This is a genomic window from Duganella dendranthematis, assembly GCF_012849375.1.
Lineage (GTDB): Bacteria > Pseudomonadota > Gammaproteobacteria > Burkholderiales > Burkholderiaceae_D > Rugamonas > Rugamonas dendranthematis.
The window spans coordinates 783,702-803,816 of the sequence record NZ_CP051684.1; the positions used below are offsets into that span (position 1 = coordinate 783,702).

At 62.3% G+C, this 20,115-nt stretch carries 19 protein-coding genes; 9 read left to right on the forward strand and 10 right to left on the reverse strand.

Going from position 1 to position 20,115, the window contains the following annotated elements:
* Window positions 1-49 precede the first annotated feature (49 nt).
* From HH213_RS03695 to pyrG, 6 genes are all read right to left on the reverse strand, one after another.
* Window positions 50-430, reverse strand: a complete 381-nt coding sequence (locus HH213_RS03695; protein WP_169110863.1) for a VOC family protein — start codon at window positions 428-430, stop codon at window positions 50-52.
* Between the two features lie 3 nt (window positions 431-433).
* The gene (locus HH213_RS03700) at window positions 434-1,225 is read right to left on the reverse strand and encodes a transporter substrate-binding domain-containing protein (RefSeq protein WP_229263272.1); all 792 of its coding nucleotides are present in this window, start codon (window positions 1,223-1,225) and stop codon (window positions 434-436) included.
* A gap of 31 nt (window positions 1,226-1,256) precedes the next feature.
* The gene (gene ftsB / locus HH213_RS03705; RefSeq protein ID WP_169110865.1) at window positions 1,257-1,592 is read right to left on the reverse strand and encodes a cell division protein FtsB; all 336 of its coding nucleotides are present in this window, start codon (window positions 1,590-1,592) and stop codon (window positions 1,257-1,259) included.
* Between the two features lie 42 nt (window positions 1,593-1,634).
* A complete protein-coding gene (eno, locus tag HH213_RS03710) occupies window positions 1,635-2,918 on the reverse strand; it encodes a phosphopyruvate hydratase (RefSeq protein ID WP_110844632.1) in 1,284 nt (427 codons plus the stop codon).
* Window positions 2,919-3,044: 126 nt separating this feature from the next.
* On the reverse strand, window positions 3,045-3,899 hold the full coding sequence (gene kdsA, locus HH213_RS03715; protein ID WP_110844633.1) for a 3-deoxy-8-phosphooctulonate synthase: 855 nt from the start codon (window positions 3,897-3,899) through the stop codon (window positions 3,045-3,047).
* The gene (gene pyrG / locus HH213_RS03720; protein WP_169110867.1) at window positions 3,896-5,545 is read right to left on the reverse strand and encodes a CTP synthase; all 1,650 of its coding nucleotides are present in this window, start codon (window positions 5,543-5,545) and stop codon (window positions 3,896-3,898) included. The genes kdsA and pyrG overlap by 4 nt, the downstream gene beginning before the upstream one ends.
* 144 nt (window positions 5,546-5,689) lie before the next feature.
* Here pyrG and HH213_RS03725 point away from each other — a divergent pair, with 144 nt between their 5' ends.
* Complete coding sequence (locus tag HH213_RS03725) at window positions 5,690-6,109, forward strand: PRC-barrel domain-containing protein (protein WP_110844635.1); 420 nt, start codon at window positions 5,690-5,692, stop codon at window positions 6,107-6,109.
* Window positions 6,109-6,285, forward strand: a complete 177-nt coding sequence (locus HH213_RS03730; RefSeq protein WP_158288018.1) for a hypothetical protein — start codon at window positions 6,109-6,111, stop codon at window positions 6,283-6,285. Before HH213_RS03725 ends, HH213_RS03730 begins: the two co-directional genes overlap by 1 nt.
* Window positions 6,286-6,289: 4 nt before the next feature.
* Here the strand turns inward: HH213_RS03730 and HH213_RS03735 are convergent, their stop codons facing one another.
* From HH213_RS03735 to HH213_RS03750, 4 genes are all read right to left on the reverse strand, one after another.
* Window positions 6,290-9,451 carry an error-prone DNA polymerase gene (locus HH213_RS03735; protein WP_169110869.1) on the reverse strand — a complete coding sequence of 1,054 codons (3,162 nt, stop codon included), beginning with the start codon at window positions 9,449-9,451 and terminating at the stop codon, window positions 6,290-6,292.
* A gap of 50 nt (window positions 9,452-9,501) precedes the next feature.
* Window positions 9,502-9,852 (reverse strand): HVO_A0114 family putative DNA-binding protein, encoded by a 351-nt coding sequence (locus HH213_RS03740; RefSeq protein WP_169110870.1) that lies wholly within the window; start codon window positions 9,850-9,852, stop codon window positions 9,502-9,504.
* Between the two features lie 5 nt (window positions 9,853-9,857).
* Window positions 9,858-10,214: a toxin-antitoxin system TumE family protein gene (locus HH213_RS03745; protein WP_110844638.1), complete on the reverse strand. Its 357-nt coding sequence runs from the start codon at window positions 10,212-10,214 to the stop codon at window positions 9,858-9,860.
* 76 nt (window positions 10,215-10,290) lie between these two features.
* Complete coding sequence (locus tag HH213_RS03750; RefSeq protein ID WP_229263273.1) at window positions 10,291-11,091, reverse strand: alpha/beta fold hydrolase; 801 nt, start codon at window positions 11,089-11,091, stop codon at window positions 10,291-10,293.
* A gap of 90 nt (window positions 11,092-11,181) precedes the next feature.
* Between HH213_RS03750 and HH213_RS03755 the strand changes: the two genes are divergently transcribed.
* From HH213_RS03755 to HH213_RS03785, 7 genes are all read left to right on the forward strand, one after another.
* Complete coding sequence (locus HH213_RS03755; RefSeq protein WP_169110874.1) at window positions 11,182-11,970, forward strand: PhzF family phenazine biosynthesis protein; 789 nt, start codon at window positions 11,182-11,184, stop codon at window positions 11,968-11,970.
* Window positions 11,971-12,102: 132 nt separating this feature from the next.
* The gene (locus tag HH213_RS03760) at window positions 12,103-14,487 is read left to right on the forward strand and encodes a TonB-dependent receptor plug domain-containing protein (protein ID WP_169110876.1); all 2,385 of its coding nucleotides are present in this window, start codon (window positions 12,103-12,105) and stop codon (window positions 14,485-14,487) included.
* Window positions 14,488-14,542: 55 nt separating this feature from the next.
* The gene (locus HH213_RS03765) at window positions 14,543-14,905 is read left to right on the forward strand and encodes a hypothetical protein (protein ID WP_169110878.1); all 363 of its coding nucleotides are present in this window, start codon (window positions 14,543-14,545) and stop codon (window positions 14,903-14,905) included.
* Window positions 14,906-14,988: 83 nt separating this feature from the next.
* Complete coding sequence (locus tag HH213_RS03770; protein ID WP_169110880.1) at window positions 14,989-15,462, forward strand: DUF2844 domain-containing protein; 474 nt, start codon at window positions 14,989-14,991, stop codon at window positions 15,460-15,462.
* Window positions 15,463-15,472: 10 nt separating this feature from the next.
* Window positions 15,473-17,185: a DUF3443 family protein gene (locus tag HH213_RS03775; protein ID WP_169110882.1), complete on the forward strand. Its 1,713-nt coding sequence runs from the start codon at window positions 15,473-15,475 to the stop codon at window positions 17,183-17,185.
* A gap of 73 nt (window positions 17,186-17,258) precedes the next feature.
* Window positions 17,259-19,376 carry a bifunctional 2',3'-cyclic-nucleotide 2'-phosphodiesterase/3'-nucleotidase gene (locus HH213_RS03780; RefSeq protein WP_169110884.1) on the forward strand — a complete coding sequence of 706 codons (2,118 nt, stop codon included), beginning with the start codon at window positions 17,259-17,261 and terminating at the stop codon, window positions 19,374-19,376.
* A 13-nt stretch (window positions 19,377-19,389) separates the two neighbouring features.
* Window positions 19,390-20,115, forward strand: a complete 726-nt coding sequence (locus tag HH213_RS03785; RefSeq protein ID WP_169110886.1) for a tetratricopeptide repeat protein — start codon at window positions 19,390-19,392, stop codon at window positions 20,113-20,115.

The following is a 20,115-nucleotide window of genomic DNA, read 5'->3' on the forward strand; positions in this document are numbered from 1 at the left end:
CAGACTCGGATCAAACCAGGGAGCTTATTCTAGCCGACGGGAGGCAGGATCAGCGTTCCAATTGCTGGCCGACTTCCCAGCTGTGGCCGGCGGGATCGATAAAGTTGATGGTGCGCAGTCCCCATGGCCGATCCAGCGGACCGTTGAGTGCAATGCCGCGCTGTTGCAGGCGCTCGTAGACCGCTTGCACATCCGCCACCCAGATGCTGAGCTGGAAGCGTGACCCTGCCTCGCGCGGGGCCACGGCGGCGGGCGCCACGATCTGCGGCGCATGGGCAATCTGCAACAGGTTGATCAGCACATTGTCGAATTTGACGACGGTGCAGTTGTCGTCCTCGTACTCTACCGGCACGCCAAACACATCCAGATAAAACGCCCTGGCTGCCGGCAGGTCTTCCACAAACAAGCTGATCGCGCTGATGTGTTGCATGGCTTAATCCTTCTTGTAGCGTTGCATGACGTAGCCGAGGCGGCTGCGGTTGGTGTCCAGCCAGGTCCACAGGGCTTCGGCCTGCTGCGGATGGGCGTGGTAAAAGCTGTCGTTGAACGCCAGCCACAGGCGGATGTTGAGCAGCGGCTGCGGCAGCTGCACGATCTCGCCCTTGTACTTGGCCAGCGTCTGCTTGAGGTGCTTCGGCGCCACCGCCGCCACCACCACGCCGTCCACCCGGCCCAGCCGCAGTTTTTCGATATTGCGGTCGAGGTCGCGGGCGCCGTCGTCCAGCGTCAGGCCGGATTCGCGCAGGCGGGGCGCGTAGCTGTTGCCCATCGGGATGCCCAGCGTCTTGCCCTTGAAGTATTGCATCGGGTTGGTGCTGGCCGGCAGCTTGTCGCTCTTACGCACCAAGACCAGCACCTGGTTGTGCAGGGCGCGGTTCAAATCGATATTGCCGGCCTTGTCGCGCGGGATGGCGATTTCGGCCGGATAGAAACTCATCTCGCCCAGCGGCGCCAGGTCGATGTCGCCAGCGGCCAGCGCCACCTTGATGCGCGCCGCCGGCAGCCGCACCCAGATCGGCATACAGGGACCAAACCCGGAACCCTGCACGGCATCAAGAATCAGGTCGACCGCCGCGCCGGGCGGGTCGGGCACTTTATCGCCGTCGCCCAGCCAGTAAGGCGGACGGTTCTGGTCCAGATAGCCGACACGAATGGGAATGCAATCAGCCGCCCGCACCAGCGGCGCGACAGTGATAGCGGTAGCAGCCACGGCGGCAAGCAACATCAACGATATGCCAGCGCGCAGCGTCATGAGATCAGGGATGAGGCGGAGTGGATGCTGCCGGCTTGGGCGCCAGCGGGGCGAGTGCCGCAGCCTGGTCCTTGCCGACGATCTGAACGAAGATCTCGTTCTGCTTGATCATGCTCAGCTCGTAGCGGGCCCGCTCTTCGACCGCGCCGGTGCCGTCCTTGAGGTCTCGCACTTCGGAGTCGAGCTTGGCGTTACGTGCCAGCAGTTCGGCGTTCTTCTTGTGCGCCGCGTCGACCTGCATCTCGAAATCCTTGACGCGCAGCCAGCCGCCCTTCCCCAGCCATAGCGGGTACTGGATCAACAGCAGCAGGAAAGCCAGTCCGAGCGTAATCAGGCGCATGAGGTGAATGCGGCCGGATTTGCTCCGGCCGCGCTTGCTTAATTACTTCAGATTATAGAACGCATCGCGGCCTGGGTAGGAAGCGATATCGCCCAGATCTTCCTCAATGCGCAGCAGCTGGTTGTATTTCGCCATGCGGTCCGAACGCGACATCGAGCCGGTCTTGATTTGCAGTGCGTTCATGCCCACCGCGATATCGGCGATGGTCGAATCTTCGGTTTCGCCCGAACGGTGCGAGATCACGGCGGTATAACCGGCGCGCTTGGCCATTTCGATGGCGGCGAAGGTTTCGGTCAGGGTGCCGATCTGGTTGATCTTGATCAGGATCGAGTTGGCGATGCCTTTCGAGATGCCTTCCTTCAGGATCTTGGTGTTGGTGACGTACAGGTCGTCGCCCACCAGCTGGACTTTCTTGCCTAGTTCCTTGGTCAGGATGGCCCAGCCGTCCCAGTCGCCTTCGTGCATCGCGTCTTCGATCGAGATGATCGGGTACTTGTCGCACCAGGTCGCCAGCAGGTTGGTGAATTCGGTGGCGGTCAGCGACAGGCCTTCGCCGGCCAGCTCGTATTTGCCGTCCTTGTAGAACTCCGACGCCGCGCAGTCCAGGCCGATGGCGATCTGGGTGCCTGGCTCGTAGCCGGCCTGCTCGATCGCTTCAATGATCAGCTTGATCGCTTCTTCGTGGTTGGCCAGCGAAGGCGCAAAGCCGCCTTCGTCGCCGACGTTGGTGTTCAGGCCCTTCTTGTGCAGAATCTTTTTCAGCGTGTGGAACACTTCCGCGCCGTAACGCACGGCTTCCTTGAACGACGGTGCGCCGACTGGAATGATCATGAATTCCTGGATGTCCAGGTTGTTGTCGGCGTGCGCGCCGCCGTTGATCACGTTCATCATCGGTACTGGCAGTTGCATCGCGCCCGAACCGCCGAAGTAGCGGTACAGCGGCAGGCCGGCTTCTTCCGCCGCAGCCTTGGCCACGGCCATCGACACGGCCAGCATGGCGTTGGCGCCCAGGCGTGCCTTATTTTCCGTACCATCCAGGTCGATCAGAGTGCGGTCCAGGAAGGCTTGTTCATTGGCGTCCAGGCCCATGATGGCTTCCGAGATTTCGGTGTTGATGTTTTCGCAGGCTTTCAGGACGCCCTTGCCGAAGTAACGCTTCGGATCGCCGTCACGCAGTTCGATCGCTTCGCGCGAACCGGTCGAGGCGCCGGACGGCACCGCGGCGCGGCCCATCACGCCCGATTCCAGCAGGACGTCGCATTCGACGGTTGGATTGCCGCGCGAATCGATTACTTCACGGCCGATAATATCAACAATAGCACTCATGTCATTCTCCAAAGTTAGGCGATACGAAGTCGCGCCGCGTCTTTACGCGCGTTGCGAGGTCAAGGATAACGGGAATTGTACCCGGTGCAGGGAACATTGTTAAAGTTTCCACACCGGGCAGGCTGCTTAGTTGAAGCTGTTCTCCAGGAAGCCAGCTTTTTTGGTAGCGCGGTCCAGTTCGATCAGAACGGACAGCAGGTCCTTCATGCGGCCCAGCGGCACGGCGTTGGGGCCGTCCGACAGGGCTTCTGCAGGGTTGGGATGGGTTTCCATGAACAGGCCATCGACGCCCACGGCCACGGCCGCACGCGACAGCACCGGCACCATCTCGCGCATGCCGCCCGAGGACGTGCCGTTGCCGCCCGGCAGTTGCACCGAGTGGGTCGCATCGAACACGACCGGCGCGCCGGTTTCGCGCATGATCGCCAGCGAGCGCATGTCGGACACCAAGTTGTTGTAGCCGAACGAGGCGCCGCGTTCGCAGGCCATGAAGTTGTCGTCAGGCAGACCGGCTTCCTTGGCGGCAGCGCGCGCCTTATCGATCACGTTCTTCATGTCGTGCGGGGCCAGGAACTGGCCCTTCTTGATGTTGACCGGCAGGCCGGACTGCGCGCAGGCGACGATGAAGTCGGTCTGGCGGCACAGGAAGGCCGGGGTCTGCAGCACGTCCACCACTTTCGAGGCCACTTCGATGTCTTCGATCGAGTGGACGTCGGTCAGCACCGGCACGCCCAGTTCGCGTTTGACGGCGGCCAGGATCTCCAGGCCCTGCTCGCGGCCCGGGCCGCGGTAGGATTTGCCCGACGAGCGGTTGGCCTTGTCGAACGAGGCCTTGAAGATGAATGGAATGCCCAGTTCGGTGGTGATGTCCTTCAGCGTGCCGGCGGTATCGAACGCCATCTGGCGCGACTCCACCACGCAGTTGCCGGAAATCAGGAAGAACGGCTTGTCCAGGCCGACGTCAAATCCGCACAGTTTCATGCTGCCTCTCCTGCTGCCTTGTGGGCCAGCGCTGCCTTGATGTAAGACGTGAACAGCGGATGGCCGTCACGCGGGGTCGATTTGAATTCCGGGTGGTACTGCACGCCCATATACCATGGATGCGCATTATCGCCGGTGCGTGGCAGTTCCATGATTTCGCACAGGTCTTCGGTCGGCGTACGGGCCGCCACCACCAGGCCGGCCGCTTCCACGCGTGGCAGGTAGTGGTTGTTGGCTTCGTAGCGGTGACGGTGACGCTCGGTCACCACCGCGCCATAGATTTCCGAGGCCAGCGTGCCTGGCTTGATGGCGCAGGTTTGCGCGCCCAGGCGCATGGTGCCGCCCAGATCGGAATTCTCGTCGCGTTTTTCAACCTTGCCGTCCTGGCCTTGCCATTCGTCGATCAGGGCGACGACTGGCTGGGCGGTGTCGAGGTCGAACTCGGTCGAATTCGCTTCCGTCAGGCCGGCCTTGTGGCGCGCGTATTCGATCAGCGCCACCTGCATGCCGAGGCAGATGCCCAGGTAAGGAATCTTGTTTTCACGGGCGAACTGGGCCGCCATGATCTTGCCTTCCACGCCGCGCTTGCCGAAGCCGCCCGGCACCAGGATGGCGTCGTACTTGGCCAGGTTGTCGCAACCGGTGGTTTCGATCTCTTCCGAGTCGATGTACTCGATGTTCACTTTGGACTCGTTGTGGATGCCGGCGTGACGCAGCGCTTCGGTCAGCGATTTGTACGACTCGGTCAGCTCCACATACTTGCCGACCATGCCGATCGACACTTCGGTTTTCGGATGCTCCAGCGTGTAGATAAGGCGGCTCCAGACCGACAGGTCGGCCGGCGCCGGGTTGATGTCCAGCGCTTCGCAGATGATCGCGTCCAGGCCCTGGTCGTGCAGCATTTGCGGCACTTTGTAGATGGTGTCGACGTCCCATACCGAAATCACGGCCTGCTCTTCGATGTTGGAGAACAGCGAGATCTTGGCGCGTTCGTCGTCCGGGATCGGACGGTCGGCACGGCACAGCAGCGCGTTCGGCGAGATGCCAATTTCACGCAGTTTCTGTACCGAGTGCTGGGTCGGCTTGGTTTTCAGTTCGCCGGCGGAGGCGATGAACGGCACCAGCGTCAGGTGCACGAAGGCGGTGTTCTTGCGGCCAGCGCGCAGGCTCAGCTGACGCGCCGCTTCCAGGAACGGCAGCGATTCGATATCGCCGACGGTGCCGCCGATTTCGCACAGGGCCACGTCGTAGCCTTCGGCGCCGCGACGGATGTAGTCCTGGATTTCATTGGTAATGTGCGGAATCACCTGCACGGTCTTGCCCAGGTACTCGCCGCGGCGTTCCTTGCGGATCACCGATTCGTAGATCTGGCCGGTGGTGAAGTTGTTCACCTTTTTCATGCGGGTGGAAATGAAACGCTCATAGTGGCCCAGATCCAGATCGGTTTCTGCGCCATCGTCGGTGACGAACACCTCGCCGTGTTGCATAGGCGACATGGTGCCCGGATCGACGTTGATGTACGGATCGAGCTTGAGCATGGTGACTTTGAGGCCGCGCGATTCGAGGATCGCGGCGAGGGAGGCGGCGGCAATCCCTTTACCAAGGGAGGACACAACGCCACCGGTGACGAAGACAAATTTGGTCATTGCGGATGGTGCCGAACGGCACATGCGGGAAATTGAAATTATACACCAAAACCCCCGATTCTTCATCTTCCATGTGCATCAGCGTACAGACCCGGCTTGCAAAAAAGAACAAAATGAATGCTCAATACTTAAAGGAGATTCATGATGAGCTACGAAGATCGTGATCAATATGGCATGTACGTGGACAACGGCCATAAGGGCCCCGGCCCGGAACTGATGGGCGCTGACACGCTGATCGGCGACCACGTCCACAACCTGCAAAATGAGCATCTGGGTGAGATCAAGGAAATCATGCTCGACATGCGCACCGGTAAGATCGCCTACGCGGTGATGTCGTCCGGCGGCGTGCTGACCATCGGCGAAAAACTGTTCGCCGTACCATGGGAAGCGCTGACGCTGGACACCGTCAACAAACGCTTCACGCTCAACCTCGACAAGGAACGCATCGAGGCGGCGCCGGGCTTTGACAAAGACAGCTGGCCCGACATGGCCAACCAGACCTGGGCCAGCCAGGTGCACAATTACTACGGCATCGGCGGGGACACCCGTCCAGGGGTGCGCTAATGTTTGCCGCCATCCTGGTGCTGGCCGGCATAGCCGGCGTAGCCGGTCATTGGCTGTATCGCAACTACCTGGGCCGCCCAAAGCGGCTGCGGGGTGGCATGCCCGTCATGCTCAGCAGTTGGGACGACGGACAGGAATCCATGGTGGCGGTACATTTGCGGCGTAAAAACCGCTGAGTTGTCAGCAAAAATCACGGCTGGTCGTCGGCAGCCTGCCCAGCAGGTGCGACATGTCGACCAGCCGCTTGGCAACCAGGTGGCGCACCATGCCCTCCTGTTGCCACACTCCATACACTCCCAGCAGCGGCGCACTGAGCACTTCACGCCGCTGTTGTTCCAATAGCGTTGGCCAGATAATCACGTTGACGCTGCCGGTCTCATCTTCCAAAGTCATGAACAGCACGCCCTTGGCGGTGCCGGGACGTTGCCGCACCGTGACCATGCCGCAGGCGCGCGCCACCATGTTGCTGGTGTAGGTGTTGAGCGTTTCGGCCGGCATGAAGCGGTGCTTCAGCAGCGTTTCGCGTAACAGCGCCACCGGATGGCGGCGCAGCGTCAGGCCGTGCGAGCGGTAATCGCCGAGGATGTCCTCGCCCTCGCTGGGCGCCGGCAGCGCCGGCGTTTCCTCGTCAGGCATGGTGGGACGCAGCAAATCCTTGTCCGGCACCGCGCCGACCGCTTGCCACAGGGCCTGGCGCCGATGGCCGGACAGCCGGCTCAGCGCATCCCCACCGGCCAGCACTTGCAGCGCATGGCGATCAAGGTCGGCCCGCCGCGCCAGATCGGCCACGCTGGCGAACGGTCCGGCGGCGCGTGTGGCTTCGATGCGCAGCGCAGTGTCCTCGCGCATGCCCTTGAGCATGTTGAGGCCGAGCCGCACCGCCGGCTGCCCGCGCGGGCCGGCCGCTTCCTCCAGCGACGACTCCCAGCCGCTGATGGTGACATCAATCTCGCGCACCACCACGCCATGCCGCTTGGCGTCCTGCACCAGTTGCGACGGGCTGTAGAAGCCCATCGGCTGGCTGTTCAGCAACGCGCACAGAAACGCCGACGGTTCGTGGCATTTGAGCCAGGAACTGGCGTAGCTCAGCAGCGCAAAGCTGGCCGAGTGCGATTCCGGGAAACCGTATTCGCCGAAGCCCTGGATTTGCTTGCAGATGCCGTCGGCGAAATCGTCGTCATAGCCGCGCTCGCGCATGCCGTCCTTGATCTGCTGCTCGTACTTGTCGACGCCGCCCTTACGCTTCCAGGCCGCCATGGCGCGGCGCAGCTGGTCGGCCTGCCCCTCGGTGAAGCCGGCGGCGATCTGGGCGATCTGCATCACCTGCTCCTGGAAGATCGGCACGCCCAGCGTGCGGCCCAGCGCGTCCTCCAGCTTGGGCGGATACACCACCAGCTTCCGATTCATGCGCCGCTGTAAATACGGATGTACCATGCCGCCCTGTATCGGCCCCGGCCGCACGATGGCGACTTCGATCACCAGATCGTAAAACGTCTTCGGCCGCAGGCGCGGCAGCATGCTCATCTGCGCGCGCGATTCGATCTGGAACACGCCGATGGTATCGGCCTCGCAGATCATGTCGTAGGTGTCGCGGTCCTCGGCGGGAATATCCTGCATGCGGAACGGCTGGCCACGCTGCGCGCTCAGCAGATCCAGTGTGCGGCGCAGCGCCGACAACATGCCGAGCGCCAGCACATCCACCTTCATCAGCCCCAGCTCCTCCAGGTCATCCTTGTCCCACTGGATGACGTAGCGGTTTTCCATGGTGGCTTTTTCGATCGGCACCAGCCGCGTCAGCTTCTCGTGCGAGATGACGAAGCCGCCCGGATGCTGCGACAGATGGCGCGGAAAACTCAGCAGCGTAAACGCCAGCGCGGCCCACTGCTGCGCCAGTTGCGATTCCGGGTCCAGTCCGCACTCAGCCAACCGTTGCACCAGATCGTGACGGCTGTCGAACCAGCGTTGCGACTTGCAGACTTTTTCGACGATCGCCAGGTCCACGCCCAGCGCCTTGCCGCTGTCGCGTAACGCGCTCTTGGGACGGTAGCTGATCACCACCGCCGCCAGCGCCGCCCGGTCGTGACCGTATTTTTGGTAGATGTACTGGATCACCTCCTCGCGCCGCTGGTGCTCGAAATCGACATCGATATCCGGCGGCTCGTTGCGCTCTTTCGAAATGAAGCGCCCGGTCAGCATATTGCTGCGCTCGGGATCGACTTCGGTCACGCCGAGGCAGTAACACACCACCGAGTTGGCGGCCGAGCCCCTTCCCTGGCAGAGAATGCCCTGCGAGCGGGCGAAGCGGACGATGTCGAACACGGTCAGAAAATACGGCTCGTATCGCAACTCGGCAATCAGTTCCAGCTCCTTCTCGATTTGCGCGCGCACCTTGTCGGAAGGACCATCGGCCCAGCGCCGCAACGTGCCGGCGTAGACCTCCTGGCGTAGATAGCTGGCCGGCGTGTGGCCGGGCGGAATCAGTTCGTGCGGATACTCGTAGCGCAGTTCGCTAAGATTGAAGGTGCACTGCCCGGCGATCTCCAGCGTCTCCGCCAAGGCCGCCTGCGGATACAGATTGGCCAGTTGCACGCGGGCGCGCAGATGCTGTTCGGCGTTCTGCGCCAGCGCGTAGCCGCACTCGCCCACCGGCTTGCCGACCCGGATCGCCGTCAGCGTGTCTTGCAACGGCTTGCGCGAACGCACGTGCATGCAGACCTGTCCCACCGCCACCACCGCCATCTGATGCTGCGACGCAACCTCGGCAATACTGAGCCGGTGCGCCTCGTCAAACGAGCGCAGCAGCAGATTCAGTCCCATCCAGGTGCGGCCCGGAAAGGTCGCTTCCATCCACGCTGCCTGCGCGTGCAAGCGGTCCACGTCGTCCGGCCGATGCACCGGGTATTCCGGCAGCAGGATCAGCAAACAGTCCGGCAACCCTTTCAGATGCGCAAACGCTGGCGGCGGCGACGTCAGGTCGGCAGGCGTCAGCAGATAGCTGCCCTTGGCCACGCGGTTGCGGGCTATCGTAATCAGCTCGCACAGATTACCGTAGCCATCTTTACTTTTTGCCAACGCAACCAACGACAGCGCTGGCGTGCCATCCGGATGGGTCAGCCGGAAATAGCTGCCAATAATCAGCGGAAAATCCGCCTCCTTGGCTTCGGCGTGAGCACGCACTACGCCCGCCAGCGAGCATTCATCGGTAATCGCCAGCGCCGCGTAATCCAGCTGCACGGCGCGCGCAACCAGCTCCTCGGCATGCGAAGCGCCTTGCAGAAACGAGAAATTGGACAGACAGAACAGCTCGGCATAGGCCGGCAGTCGCAAGGGGGGCGAATTCATATGGATACTGTGTTTTTATACAGTATAGCACACGCTTTTTACGCCATTGTTCAAGGAGCGACGATTCGAAACTCTACTGCTTTGACAACAGGACGTACCTGGTTGCGTCTTCGTTTTAATTCGACGATGCCACATCGGGAAAGGCTTTTCAAGGCACGAGACAGCGCCTCCGTTTCTCGACCTGTCGTTTTGGCCAAAGCAGCAAGCGAGACGGGTTTGGTGTCAGCGATAATCCGCAGCAATTCACGGTTTTCATCGCTCAACACTTCAGCCAAGGACGTCATCGAGGCAAACCATATTCTCGGCTCCCCTGGCGGAGGTTTGTATGTACCTCCGGCAATCGCCTGCATCCGCTGTCGTATGCGTTCCGGCGACATCACACCAATAGGCAACGGTTCCATTAACTCTATACCTCCCGCAATAGCCGATTAACGTCCACCCAAAAATCATTGAGCAGTTGCTGGGCATTCGTAAATGCATAAGGCACGCCATGATCCGACGGGTGCCGATGTTTGTGATCAAAAGCGAGACTATGTCCTGCGTGCTTGAACTTCTTAGGCTGTTTGATGGCGTGGGCATTGTCATAACCGAGAATACGCTTATCAAATGGGTCATGCAACGTCAGCGAATATCGGATACCGTGCGGGATTGCGCTTGATGCTTCGACCAATCTGGCTTCAATCCCAATCCAATATCCATTCTCCTGCTCCAGGATTGCGCCGTTAAAGTCCAGTAAAAAATCAACAGCAGGATCGCGGTTCATATGAGTCCCATTTCATCTGTCTGCCACCACGATGGTCGCCAGATTGGGACGCTTCTTTTTGATTTTGCGCAGAAAGTTATCTACGCAGTATGGCGAGAAGTTGTTGGATGGCGTCGATGATGACTTGGGGCGAGGCGGTTTGCATCTGGTGGTCGGAATCCACCACGATGGTTTTTGCTTGCGGATACATGGCGCGCACTGCGGCGATGGTTTGCGGATCGCTGTTGACGACGCCGAAATCGACCGGCACGGCGGTTGCGCCTTTGGGCTGGTTGACCAGGCGGATCATCGGCTTGTCGTCGATATTGCCTTGGACTAGCACCTGCTCACCTGTCTGGTAAATACTGCCGATTTCTTTGCGCACGGTGCTGGAGAAAAACAGCCACTCGCCGGCACGCGTCAGCAGCGGAAAGTCTTCCGGCTTCTTGATCACATGCGGATAGAGCGCGTCGACCAGCACGATGCCGGCCACTTCGTCGGGATGGCGTTTGGCGAACAGCTGCATGTACAAGCCACCCAGCGAGTGGCCGACCAGGATGTACGGCGGCCTCAGGCCTTCATGCTGAAGGTTGCGGCGCAGTTCTTCGACGATGGTCAGGCCGTCGCGCGGCGTGTCGGTGGCCGTGCTGTCACCGTAGCCGGGACGGTTGTAGGCAAACACCGAGGCCTGCAACGCGATGCCGTCGATGACCTTGTCCCATTTATCCACCGTAGCGCGTGAGCCGTTTTCAAAGACCACCGTGGCCAAGGCTGCCGGATTTTTCACCGCCACCAGTTCCACCTTGCGGCCATCGATCAGTTGAGTGGTGATGGTAGCCGCCATCAGCGGTCCGGCAAACAGCAGGCCTGCCCAGCACAGCGCGATACGCTTTGTCATAATGCCCTTCCCTGACGAAAATTGCATTTTTCCAGACTGCGTGCCACCAAGCGCGGAGAATGCGATGAAACGCAGATACGGAGACTCAGAATGCAATATTCACAAGTATGCGAATTGCTTTGTTTTGGCGTTGCGCCGGGCGGCGGCAATGCGGCGCTGGTAGTCCAGCACGATCATTCCAGCGCTGAGCAGCGCCAGCAGTTCGCCAGAGAACGCAACAAGCCGGCTTGCGTGTTTATCGATACGGCGGCCGATGGCGGCATCGTGCTGGACTTTTTCTATCCCCACATGCGCAGCCCGCTGTGTTCGCACGCCACGCTGGCGGCGGCGCGCGTGCTGCTATCGGCGGAACGTCCCAGACTGGAAGTGCGCTCCGCCATGCATGGCCAGCCGCTGACGCTGATTCTGCACGATGACGAAGTTTTCCTGCAGTTGTCGCCGCAACCAGCACCGCAAGTGAACCTATCCGACGAGCTGGCGCAGCAGTTACTGGCCGCGCCCGGCATTCAGCTGGCCTCGCCGCCGGCAATCGCCTCGGTCGGCAGCCCCAAGTTGCTGCTGGAAGTGGCCGACAGCGCTACGCTGCAAGCGCTGACGCCTGACCTGCAAGGCATCGCCGACTGGGGCAAGCAGCACGGCGTCAGCGGCGCCTACGCCTGGTGCCGCCGCCCGGACGGCGCGCTGGAAGGCCGCAGTTTCAACCATCTTAATCCGGAGGCAGAAGACGGCGCCACCGGCGTGGCAGCCGGCGCGCTCTCCGTGTTGCTGAAAAGCAGCGTCACGGTCTACCAGGGCGCTAACCTCGGCACGCCCTGCCAGCTGCGCGCAGAGTTCCTCGATGAAAGTATTTTAATCGGTGGAAAAACCGAATTTGCGTAGTGCTACGTAGGGTGAACACGCTAGTGGCGCGTGCATACAACACAAAATAATGTTTGCGCATCAAAGTGATACAAAATCGTCTATCCATATGAAATATTTGCATAGAATCAAATTTTTCATGGGAGATGACACGTGTTCAAAACAAAAACCCTACGCAAAGCCGTCTTGGTCGCACTGTACGGCGCCAGCGCGGTCGCAGTCACCCCGCTTACTTTTGCGCAAACTGATACCTCGATGCAATCGGTCAGCGTGATCGGATCGCGCCGCGCCACCAGCTCGGCCACTGATACTGTGGTACCGGTCGATGTCATTCCGCTGAGCAAAATCACCGAATCGGGCGGCCAGTTCGACCTGGCGCAGACGCTGACCTATATTTCCCCATCGTTCAACTCGACCCGCCAGACCGGTTCCGACGGCGCCGACCTGGTCGACTCCGCCGCGCTGCGCGGCCTCGGTTCGGACCAGACGCTGGTGCTGGTCAACGGCAAGCGCCGCCACACCACTGCGCTGGTCAACCTGTTTGGCGCGCGCAACCGCGGCAACACCGGCACCGACATGAACGCCATTCCGATGCTGGCCATCAAGGACGTGCAAGTGCTGCGTGACGGCGCTGCCGCCCAGTACGGATCCGACGCCATCGCGGGCGTGCTGGACATCGGCCTGAAGAAATCCAAGGGCTGCGAAGCGGTCGCCGGCTTCAGCGAATACTCGCGCCGCGACGGCAAGAATTACCTGGCCTCGGCCTACTGCGGCGTCGACATCGGCAACGGCGGCGTGCTCGGCATCACCGGAGAATACCTCGACCGTGGCCGCTCCAACCGCGCCGAAGACGGCAACCCGCGCACCATCGGCGATAGCAAGACCAAGAATCAGACCCTGTACCTGAATGGCGAACTGCCAACTGTCGGTACCGGCCGCCTGTACCTGACCGCCGGCGCGCAAACCCGCGACGCTTCGTCCGGCGCCTGGGCGCGCGGCGGCATCGACAGCGACGACATCCCGTCGCGCAACTCGGCCGCCATGTACCCGAACGGTTTCGTGCCGTTCATCAACGCCACCATCGACGACCGCTACGCCACCATCGGCCACCGCAACCAGGTGGGCGAATGGAATATGGACCTGTCGCAGACCTACGGCTACAACAAAATGATCTACGACATCAGCAACACGCTGAATGCGTCGATCGCCAACAAGGATTTGCTGGCCGGCGGCAAGGGCATCAGCCCGACCAGCTTCAACGCCGGCGGTTTCTCGTTCGAGCAGCTGACCACCAACCTCGACTTCAACCGCTACTTTGAAGGCGTGATGGGCCGTGGCCTGAACGTCGCCTTCGGCGCCGAGTACCGTCACGAGAACTACAAGATCTACGCCGGTGAAACCGGCTCGTACATCGACGCCGACGGCGTCGGCATCGGCGGCGCGGCCGGCAGCCAGGGCTTCCCCGGCTTCCAGCCAGCCGACCAGGTCGACGCCAACCGTCACAACGTCGCCGCCTACCTCGATCTGGAAGCGGACCTGACCGACACCGTCAAGGCGCAGGGTGCGGTGCGTTATGAGAAGTACAGCGACTTCGGCTCGACCACCACCGGCAAGCTGGCCGGCAGCTGGCGCGTGGCGCCAACCGTGCTGTTGCGCGGTTCGGCTTCGACCGGCTTCCGCGCGCCGTCGTTGCAGCAGATGTATTTTTCGTCTACCTTCACCGACTTCATCGGCGGCGTGCCGACCGATGTGGTGCTGGCGCCGAACAATAGCGCGGTCACCAACCTGGCCGGCATTCCCAAGCTGAAGGAAGAGAAATCCACCAGCTTCACGCTGGGCTCGACCTGGACGCCGACGCAAGCCGTGTCCGTCACCGCCGACCTGTACCAGATCAAGATCAAGGATCGCATCGTGCTGTCCGGCCGCTTTGACGACAGCAACTATCCGGACCTGGCGAGCAAGCTGGCGACCTTGGGCGTGGGCCAGGCGCAGTTCTTCGTCAACTCGGTCGACACCAAGACCAAGGGCCTGGACCTGACCGCCTCGCACAAGGCCACCTTTGGCGCTGACAAGCTGACCACCTTCCTGGCGCTCAACGTCAGCAAGACGGAAGTGACCGGCATCCACGCGCCAGCCTCGCTGAAGGGCTATGAAGATGTGCTGCTGTCGGAGAAGGAACGCCTCTACATCGAGCAGGGCGCGCCGCGTTCCAAAGCGACGCTGGGCTTCGACTACGTGCACAGCGCCTGGGAAACCGATCTCAAGCTGATCTACTTCGGCCCGCAGACGCTGGGCACCTACAGCGGCACCGCCGCTGGCGTAGCCAACCAGCATTACGACGCCAAGGCCTCGGCCGACCTGAGCTTCACGTACACCATCAACAAGAACATGAAGTTCACGTTTGGCGGCAACAACATCTTCAACGTGCACCCGACCACGCAGAATCCGGATGAGACCGACAATGGCTTCAAGTACGAGTCGGTACAGTTCGGCCTGAATGGGGCGTCCTACTTCGGCAGGCTCTACGTGAAGTTCTGAGCTGGCTCAATGGTGCGCGTTTGACGGCGCCAATGACGCGGAATACGATCCTGGTATGGAAACCAGGATCGCAAAACTCGAAGAATTCGCAGCCGACGCCAAGGAAAGATTGGTTAAGCTGGAAGAATTCGCTATAGACACCAAGCAAAGGCTGGTGAAAATAGAGACGCGCCTGGACCAGTGCGCCACTAAGTCCGACCTCGAAGCCTTACGGGCCGAAATGCACAAGGGCTTTGCCGACATCATCAAGTGGATCGTCGGCACAGCGATTGTCATGAGTGGCACCGGCATCGTCGTCATGACCTTCGTGCTCAACAATGCGGTGCCCAAAACGCCGCCGCCGGCGCCTCTGCCGCCGGTGGTGATCTACACTCAGCCGGTGCCGGTTGCTCCTGCGGCTGCCGCGCCGCGCATGTAACGTTTTATTACATATCGCTAACCTAACTGAACGCGCGACCGTTCTAGACTAGCATTGTCTTTATTTTCGGCAATGGAGCGTCTATGCGCCGCGCACTCACCCTGATGTTATTCCTGTCCATGCTACAAGGCGCACTCGCCTGGGCAGCACTGGGCAGCACCCCGTCCGAATTCGGCGGCACTACCACCCAGACCCGCTTGGCGGCCCGCAGCCTGGCGGCCACCAGCACCAGCAGCACCACCGCGGCGGTCTACACCATCAGCCAGAGCACGCTCGACAGCGGCACCGTCGTGCGCGAATACACCGACGCCAGCGGCGTGGTATTTGCCGTCAGCTGGACCGGCCCGACATTGCCAGACCTGCGCACGCTGCTCGGCGATAAATTCACCGTCATGACCAGCAACGCCGCCAAGCGTCCCAAGGCGGGACATTCGCAACTGGCGGTCGACCAGTCCGACGTGGTCATCGTCTCCAGCGGCCACATGCGCGCGTATGCCGGCCAGGCCTGGATTCCCAGCGCGCTGCCGGCCGGCTTCGATACCACCACCATAGAATAAGGGAGTCTGCATGAAAGTATCTCATCTGGCGGGCGCCTTGCTGTGCCTGGCGCTAGCTGCGTGCGGCGGCGGTGGCAGTTCCTCTTCCACCGCAGCCACCACCAGCACCACCGAATCGATGGCTGCGGCCACGCCGGTCGTCAGCATCAGCGCCTCGCCCACCGCCACCACCACCGGCCAGGTCGTCACGCTCACCTGGAGCGTCGCCAACCCGACCGGCAGCAACTGCACCGCCTCCGGCGCCTGGAGCGGCACGCTGGCCACCAGCGGCACCCAGACCGTCACCGCCGGCGCGGCCGGCACCGCTAATTACACGCTGACTTGCGGCAGCGTCAGCAACACCGCCGTGGTGACCGTGGCCACGCCGCCGCCCTCGCCCACCGTCAGCCTGACGCTGGCGCCGGCCAATATCACCACTGCGCAGAGCACCACGCTCAGCTGGTCGTCGGCCAACGCCACCAGTTGCACCGCCAGCGGCGCCTGGAGCGGCAGCAAAGCCACCTCCGGTTCCATGACGATCACACCGACCGCAGTCGGCAGCTTCACCTACAGCATGACCTGCAGCGGCGACGGCGGCAGCGCCGACGCCAGCACCGCGCTCAGCGTCACGGCAGCGCTCAGCAACAGCACCGCCATCCTGGTCGACAGTGGCCCGAGCGGCGTCAGCGGCGTGATCAATGTGCCGTATGTCAGCGTCACCGTCTGCCGTCCCGGCACCACCACCTGCCAGACCATCGACCACGTGCTGCTGGATACCGGCTCCTACGGCCTGCGCCTGCTGGCCGGCCAGCTCAGTTCGACATTGGCGCTGCCGGCCGTCAGCACCGCCAGCGGCGCCGACGCCGGCGAATGCGGCAAGTTCATCAGCGGCTACACGTGGGGCGCGGTGCGCCAGGCCGACGTCAAGATGGCCGATGAAGTGGCGTCCGCCATCTCGATCCAGGTCATCGGCGACACCGGCAGCAGCTACACCAGCACACCGTCCAGTTGCAGCAGCGCCGGCAGCAATATGGGTACGCTGTCGGCGCTCGGCGCCAAGGGGATCCTCGGCGTCGGCATGTTCAAGCAGGATTGCGGCAGCTCGTGCGCCAACGCCGCCATCAGCGGCGTCTACTACGCCTGCGCCAGCGGCAGTTGCAGCGCCAGCGCCATGCCGCTGGCCAAGCAGATCACCAATCCGGTATCCTCATTCGCCGTCAACAACAACGGCCTGCTGATCACCATGCCCAGCGTCGGCACCGCCGGCCTGACCTCGGTCAGCGGTACGCTGGTCTTCGGCGTCAACACGCAAAGCAACAACACCATCGCCGGCGAGACCATCTTCAAGGCCAACAGCAGCGGCGACTTCACCACCACCTACAATGGCAAGGCCTACAGCGCCAGCTTCATCGACAGCGGCTCGAACGGCTACTTTTTCACCGACAGCAGCATCCGCCAATGCTCGGGCGGCGACTTCTACTGCCCGGCCTCGACGCTGTCGCTGAGCGCCACCAACACCGCTTCCGACGGCAGCGCCAGCGGCGCGGTCAACTTCAACGTGGTCAATCTGGTCAACCTGGCGTCGACCATCAACGCGGCGCAGGTCGGCGGCACGGTCGGCAGCAGCGGCGCCTCCAGCAACTATTTCGACTGGGGGCTACCGTTCTTCTACGGCCGCCGCGTGTTCGTGGTGATGGAAAACAATACCGTGGCCGGCAAGGCCGGACCGTACTGGGCATATTGATTGCGCCATGTCATATCGTTGTCACGATAGATAGCTAAAGTCGCAACCTTGAATTTTCCCCTTCGAGGTAGTGATGAAATTAAATCTGGTGATGCTGGCTGCCATGACGGCAGCCGGCCTGGTAGCATGCGGCGGCGATAACAGTCCTGTTGCAGTAACCCCACCCGCCGCGCCGGCGATCCCGGAAGGCACCACCGTCACCGTGGCACTGTTGGAAACCACCGACATCCACGCCAACGTGATGAGCTACAACTACTACTCGCTGGCCGAGGACACCAGCCTCGGCCTGGAGCGCACGTCGTCGCTGGTCAAGGCCGCGCGCAGCGAGAATCCGAACAACGTCCTGCTGGACGATGGCGATACCATCCAGGGCACGCTGCTGGGCGACCTGCAAGCCGTCACCAAGCCGATCGCCTGCACCGACACGCTGGCCGTGCACAAAGTCATGAACGCCATGAAGTTCGACGGCGGCGGCTTTGGCAACCACGAATTCAATTACGGCCTGCCATTCCTGAGCCAAGTCACCAATACCGACTTCGGCATTCCAGGCGTGACCAAGCCGAGCGGCACCTGCGGCGCGCCAGCCTTCCCGCTGGTGCTGACCAACGTCACCGGCGTGGCCAGCGGCAAGCCGATCGTCCAGCCGTACACGCTGCTGCCGCGCACTTTCTCGGCCACCAAGCCGGACGGCAGCAAGCTGGACGTGAAAATGAACATCGGCATCATGAGCTTCGTGCCGCCGCAGATCCTCGAGTGGGACCAGAAAAACCTGGCCGGCAAAGTCGCCATCACCGGTGTGCAGGAAGCCGCCAAGCAATACGTGCCGGAACTGCGCAGCAAAGGCGCCGATCTGGTGGTGGCGCTGTCGCACGGCGGCCTCGACCCAAGCGCCTACAGCCCGAAAATGGAAAACGGCTCCTACCACCTGACCAGCACCGGCATCGACGCGCTGCTGATCGGCCACTCGCACCTGATCTTCCCGAAAGGTAAGGAGACCGGCGCGGCGGCACTGGACCCGGCGTTCGCCGCGTTCCCGGCCAGCGCCAACATCGACGCCGTCAACGGCTTCGTCAACGGTGTGCCGACCGTCATGGCGCAAAGCTGGGGCCGCCGCCTGGGCATCATCAAGCTGACCCTGGCCTACACCGGCGGCAAATGGGTGGTGCAGCCAACCAAGACCACGGTGGAATCGCGCGGCTTCAAGTACACCGACGGCGCCACCAATATCGCCGCCGACAGCAGCGTCGCGCCGCTGGTGGCCACCGAGCACGCCGCCACCATCGCCTACGCCAAGCAGCCGCTGGGCGTGACCACCGACTTCGAGATGTCCTCGTACTTCTCGCTGGCCGGCGACGTCAGCGCGATCCAGCTGGTCAACCAGGCACAGCTGGCATACGTGAAGAATTTCATCGCCACCAGCACCGACGCCACGCTGGCCAGCTACAAGAACATCCCGGTGATTTCGTGCAGCGCGCCGTTCAAGGCCGGCCGCAACGGTCCTTCGGACTTTACCGATGTGGCGCCGGGCGCCTCGTCGGCTGCGCCGATCGGCCTGCAGGTGCGTAATCCGGGCGACCTGTACCTGTACTCGAACAACAACCTGCAAGCGGTCAAGATCAAGGGTTCCGACCTGAAGGCCTGGCTGGAAACCGCCGCCAAGCAGTTCGGCCAGATCGATCCGGCCAAGACTGCCGAGCAGGATCTGGTGCCAAGCTACAGCACCATTTACAACTACGACGTGTTCTACGCCGAGAACAACGCGCTGACCTACCAGATCGACGTCACCAAGCCAGCCGGCAGCCGCATCGTCAACCTGACCTACCTGGGCAAGGCCGTGGCCGATGGCGACGACTTCATCGTCGCCACCAACGACTACCGCGCAGGCGGCGGTGGCGCAGTGCCGGGCATCGACGGCAGCAAAACCATCATCAAGTCGCCGGACGCCAACCAGACCGTGGTCAGCAACTACCTGACGGCGCAAGGTGCGGCCACCGGCAAGGTCACGCTGACCGGCAACGGCAGCGCGCGCAGCTGGAGCTTCGTCAAGGTGGCCACCGCCGGTCCGGTGATCCTGCGCTCGGCGCCGGGCCACCTGGCGGTCGCCAAGGGCAGCGGCCTGACGGCGGTGACGGCTGAAGGCGGCCTGGACGCCAGCGGCTTCGCCAAGTACACCATCGACTTGAGCAAATAAGCTGAGGACTACCATGCGTACCCTGACCGCAGCGTTGCTGAGTTCGGTTTTGCTGTTCGGCTGCCAGATGCAGCAGGAAAAACCGACCTCGGCGCAAATCGAAGTCACCGGCATGAAGGCCAAGCAGGAAGCGGACGCGCACGCCGAGCGCAAGCTGATCGCCTGGTCGGAGCAGAACCTGCCGGTGGCGCAGCGCGAACTGGCGATACTCTACCAGTCGCGTCCCGAGCAACGCGCCGACGCGCTCAAGCTGTTTGAGCAGGCGGCACGAGGGGGCGATGTCGAAGCCGCCTTCCAGCTGGGCGAAATGCTGCGGATCGGCGTGCTGGGCGTGCCGGCCGCACCCGCGGCGGCAGCGCCGTGGTACGCGCTGGCTGCGCAGCACCAGCACGCCAGGGCGGCGCTGGCGCTGGGACTGATGGTCAGGAACGGCAACGGCGTGCCGCGCGATACGGCACGGGCGGCGCGCCTGTTGACGCAGGCGGCGGAGTTGGGTAATGCGCATGCGATGTTCCTGCTCTCCAACATCTACCGCGAAGGCGACGGCGTGGCGCAGGATACCGTCAAGGCCCGCAGCTGGCTGGAAGAAGCGGCCGAGCACGAATATCCGCCGGCGCTGCAGGAACTGGCGATGACCGTGCAGCTGGGTGACGCCCTGTCCGCCAGGGACGAGCGCCGCGCCGGCGAGCTGATGAAAGAAGCCAGCGAACACCGTCGCAACAACTGGAATCGCTTCTGA

Excerpts from the sequence above, each read along its gene's own strand:
- HH213_RS03695 (WP_169110863.1), bottom strand. The coding sequence starts at position 430 with ATGCAACACATCAGCGCGATCAGCTTGTTTGTGGAAGACCTGCCGGCA.
- HH213_RS03700 (WP_229263272.1), bottom strand. The coding sequence starts at position 1,225 with ATGTTGCTTGCCGCCGTGGCTGCTACCGCTATCACTGTCGCGCCGCTG.
- ftsB (WP_169110865.1), bottom strand. The coding sequence starts at position 1,592 with ATGCGCCTGATTACGCTCGGACTGGCTTTCCTGCTGCTGTTGATCCAG.
- eno (WP_110844632.1), bottom strand. The coding sequence starts at position 2,918 with ATGAGTGCTATTGTTGATATTATCGGCCGTGAAGTAATCGATTCGCGC.
- kdsA (WP_110844633.1), bottom strand. The coding sequence starts at position 3,899 with ATGAAACTGTGCGGATTTGACGTCGGCCTGGACAAGCCGTTCTTCCTG.
- pyrG (WP_169110867.1), bottom strand. The coding sequence starts at position 5,545 with ATGACCAAATTTGTCTTCGTCACCGGTGGCGTTGTGTCCTCCCTTGGT.
- HH213_RS03725 (WP_110844635.1), top strand. The coding sequence starts at position 5,690 with ATGAGCTACGAAGATCGTGATCAATATGGCATGTACGTGGACAACGGC.
- HH213_RS03730 (WP_158288018.1), top strand. The coding sequence starts at position 6,109 with ATGTTTGCCGCCATCCTGGTGCTGGCCGGCATAGCCGGCGTAGCCGGT.
- HH213_RS03735 (WP_169110869.1), bottom strand. The coding sequence starts at position 9,451 with ATGAATTCGCCCCCCTTGCGACTGCCGGCCTATGCCGAGCTGTTCTGT.
- HH213_RS03740 (WP_169110870.1), bottom strand. The coding sequence starts at position 9,852 with ATGGAACCGTTGCCTATTGGTGTGATGTCGCCGGAACGCATACGACAG.
- HH213_RS03745 (WP_110844638.1), bottom strand. The coding sequence starts at position 10,214 with ATGAACCGCGATCCTGCTGTTGATTTTTTACTGGACTTTAACGGCGCA.
- HH213_RS03750 (WP_229263273.1), bottom strand. The coding sequence starts at position 11,091 with ATGACAAAGCGTATCGCGCTGTGCTGGGCAGGCCTGCTGTTTGCCGGA.
- HH213_RS03755 (WP_169110874.1), top strand. The coding sequence starts at position 11,182 with ATGCAATATTCACAAGTATGCGAATTGCTTTGTTTTGGCGTTGCGCCG.
- HH213_RS03765 (WP_169110878.1), top strand. The coding sequence starts at position 14,543 with ATGGAAACCAGGATCGCAAAACTCGAAGAATTCGCAGCCGACGCCAAG.
- HH213_RS03770 (WP_169110880.1), top strand. The coding sequence starts at position 14,989 with ATGCGCCGCGCACTCACCCTGATGTTATTCCTGTCCATGCTACAAGGC.
- HH213_RS03775 (WP_169110882.1), top strand. The coding sequence starts at position 15,473 with ATGAAAGTATCTCATCTGGCGGGCGCCTTGCTGTGCCTGGCGCTAGCT.
- HH213_RS03780 (WP_169110884.1), top strand. The coding sequence starts at position 17,259 with ATGAAATTAAATCTGGTGATGCTGGCTGCCATGACGGCAGCCGGCCTG.
- HH213_RS03785 (WP_169110886.1), top strand. The coding sequence starts at position 19,390 with ATGCGTACCCTGACCGCAGCGTTGCTGAGTTCGGTTTTGCTGTTCGGC.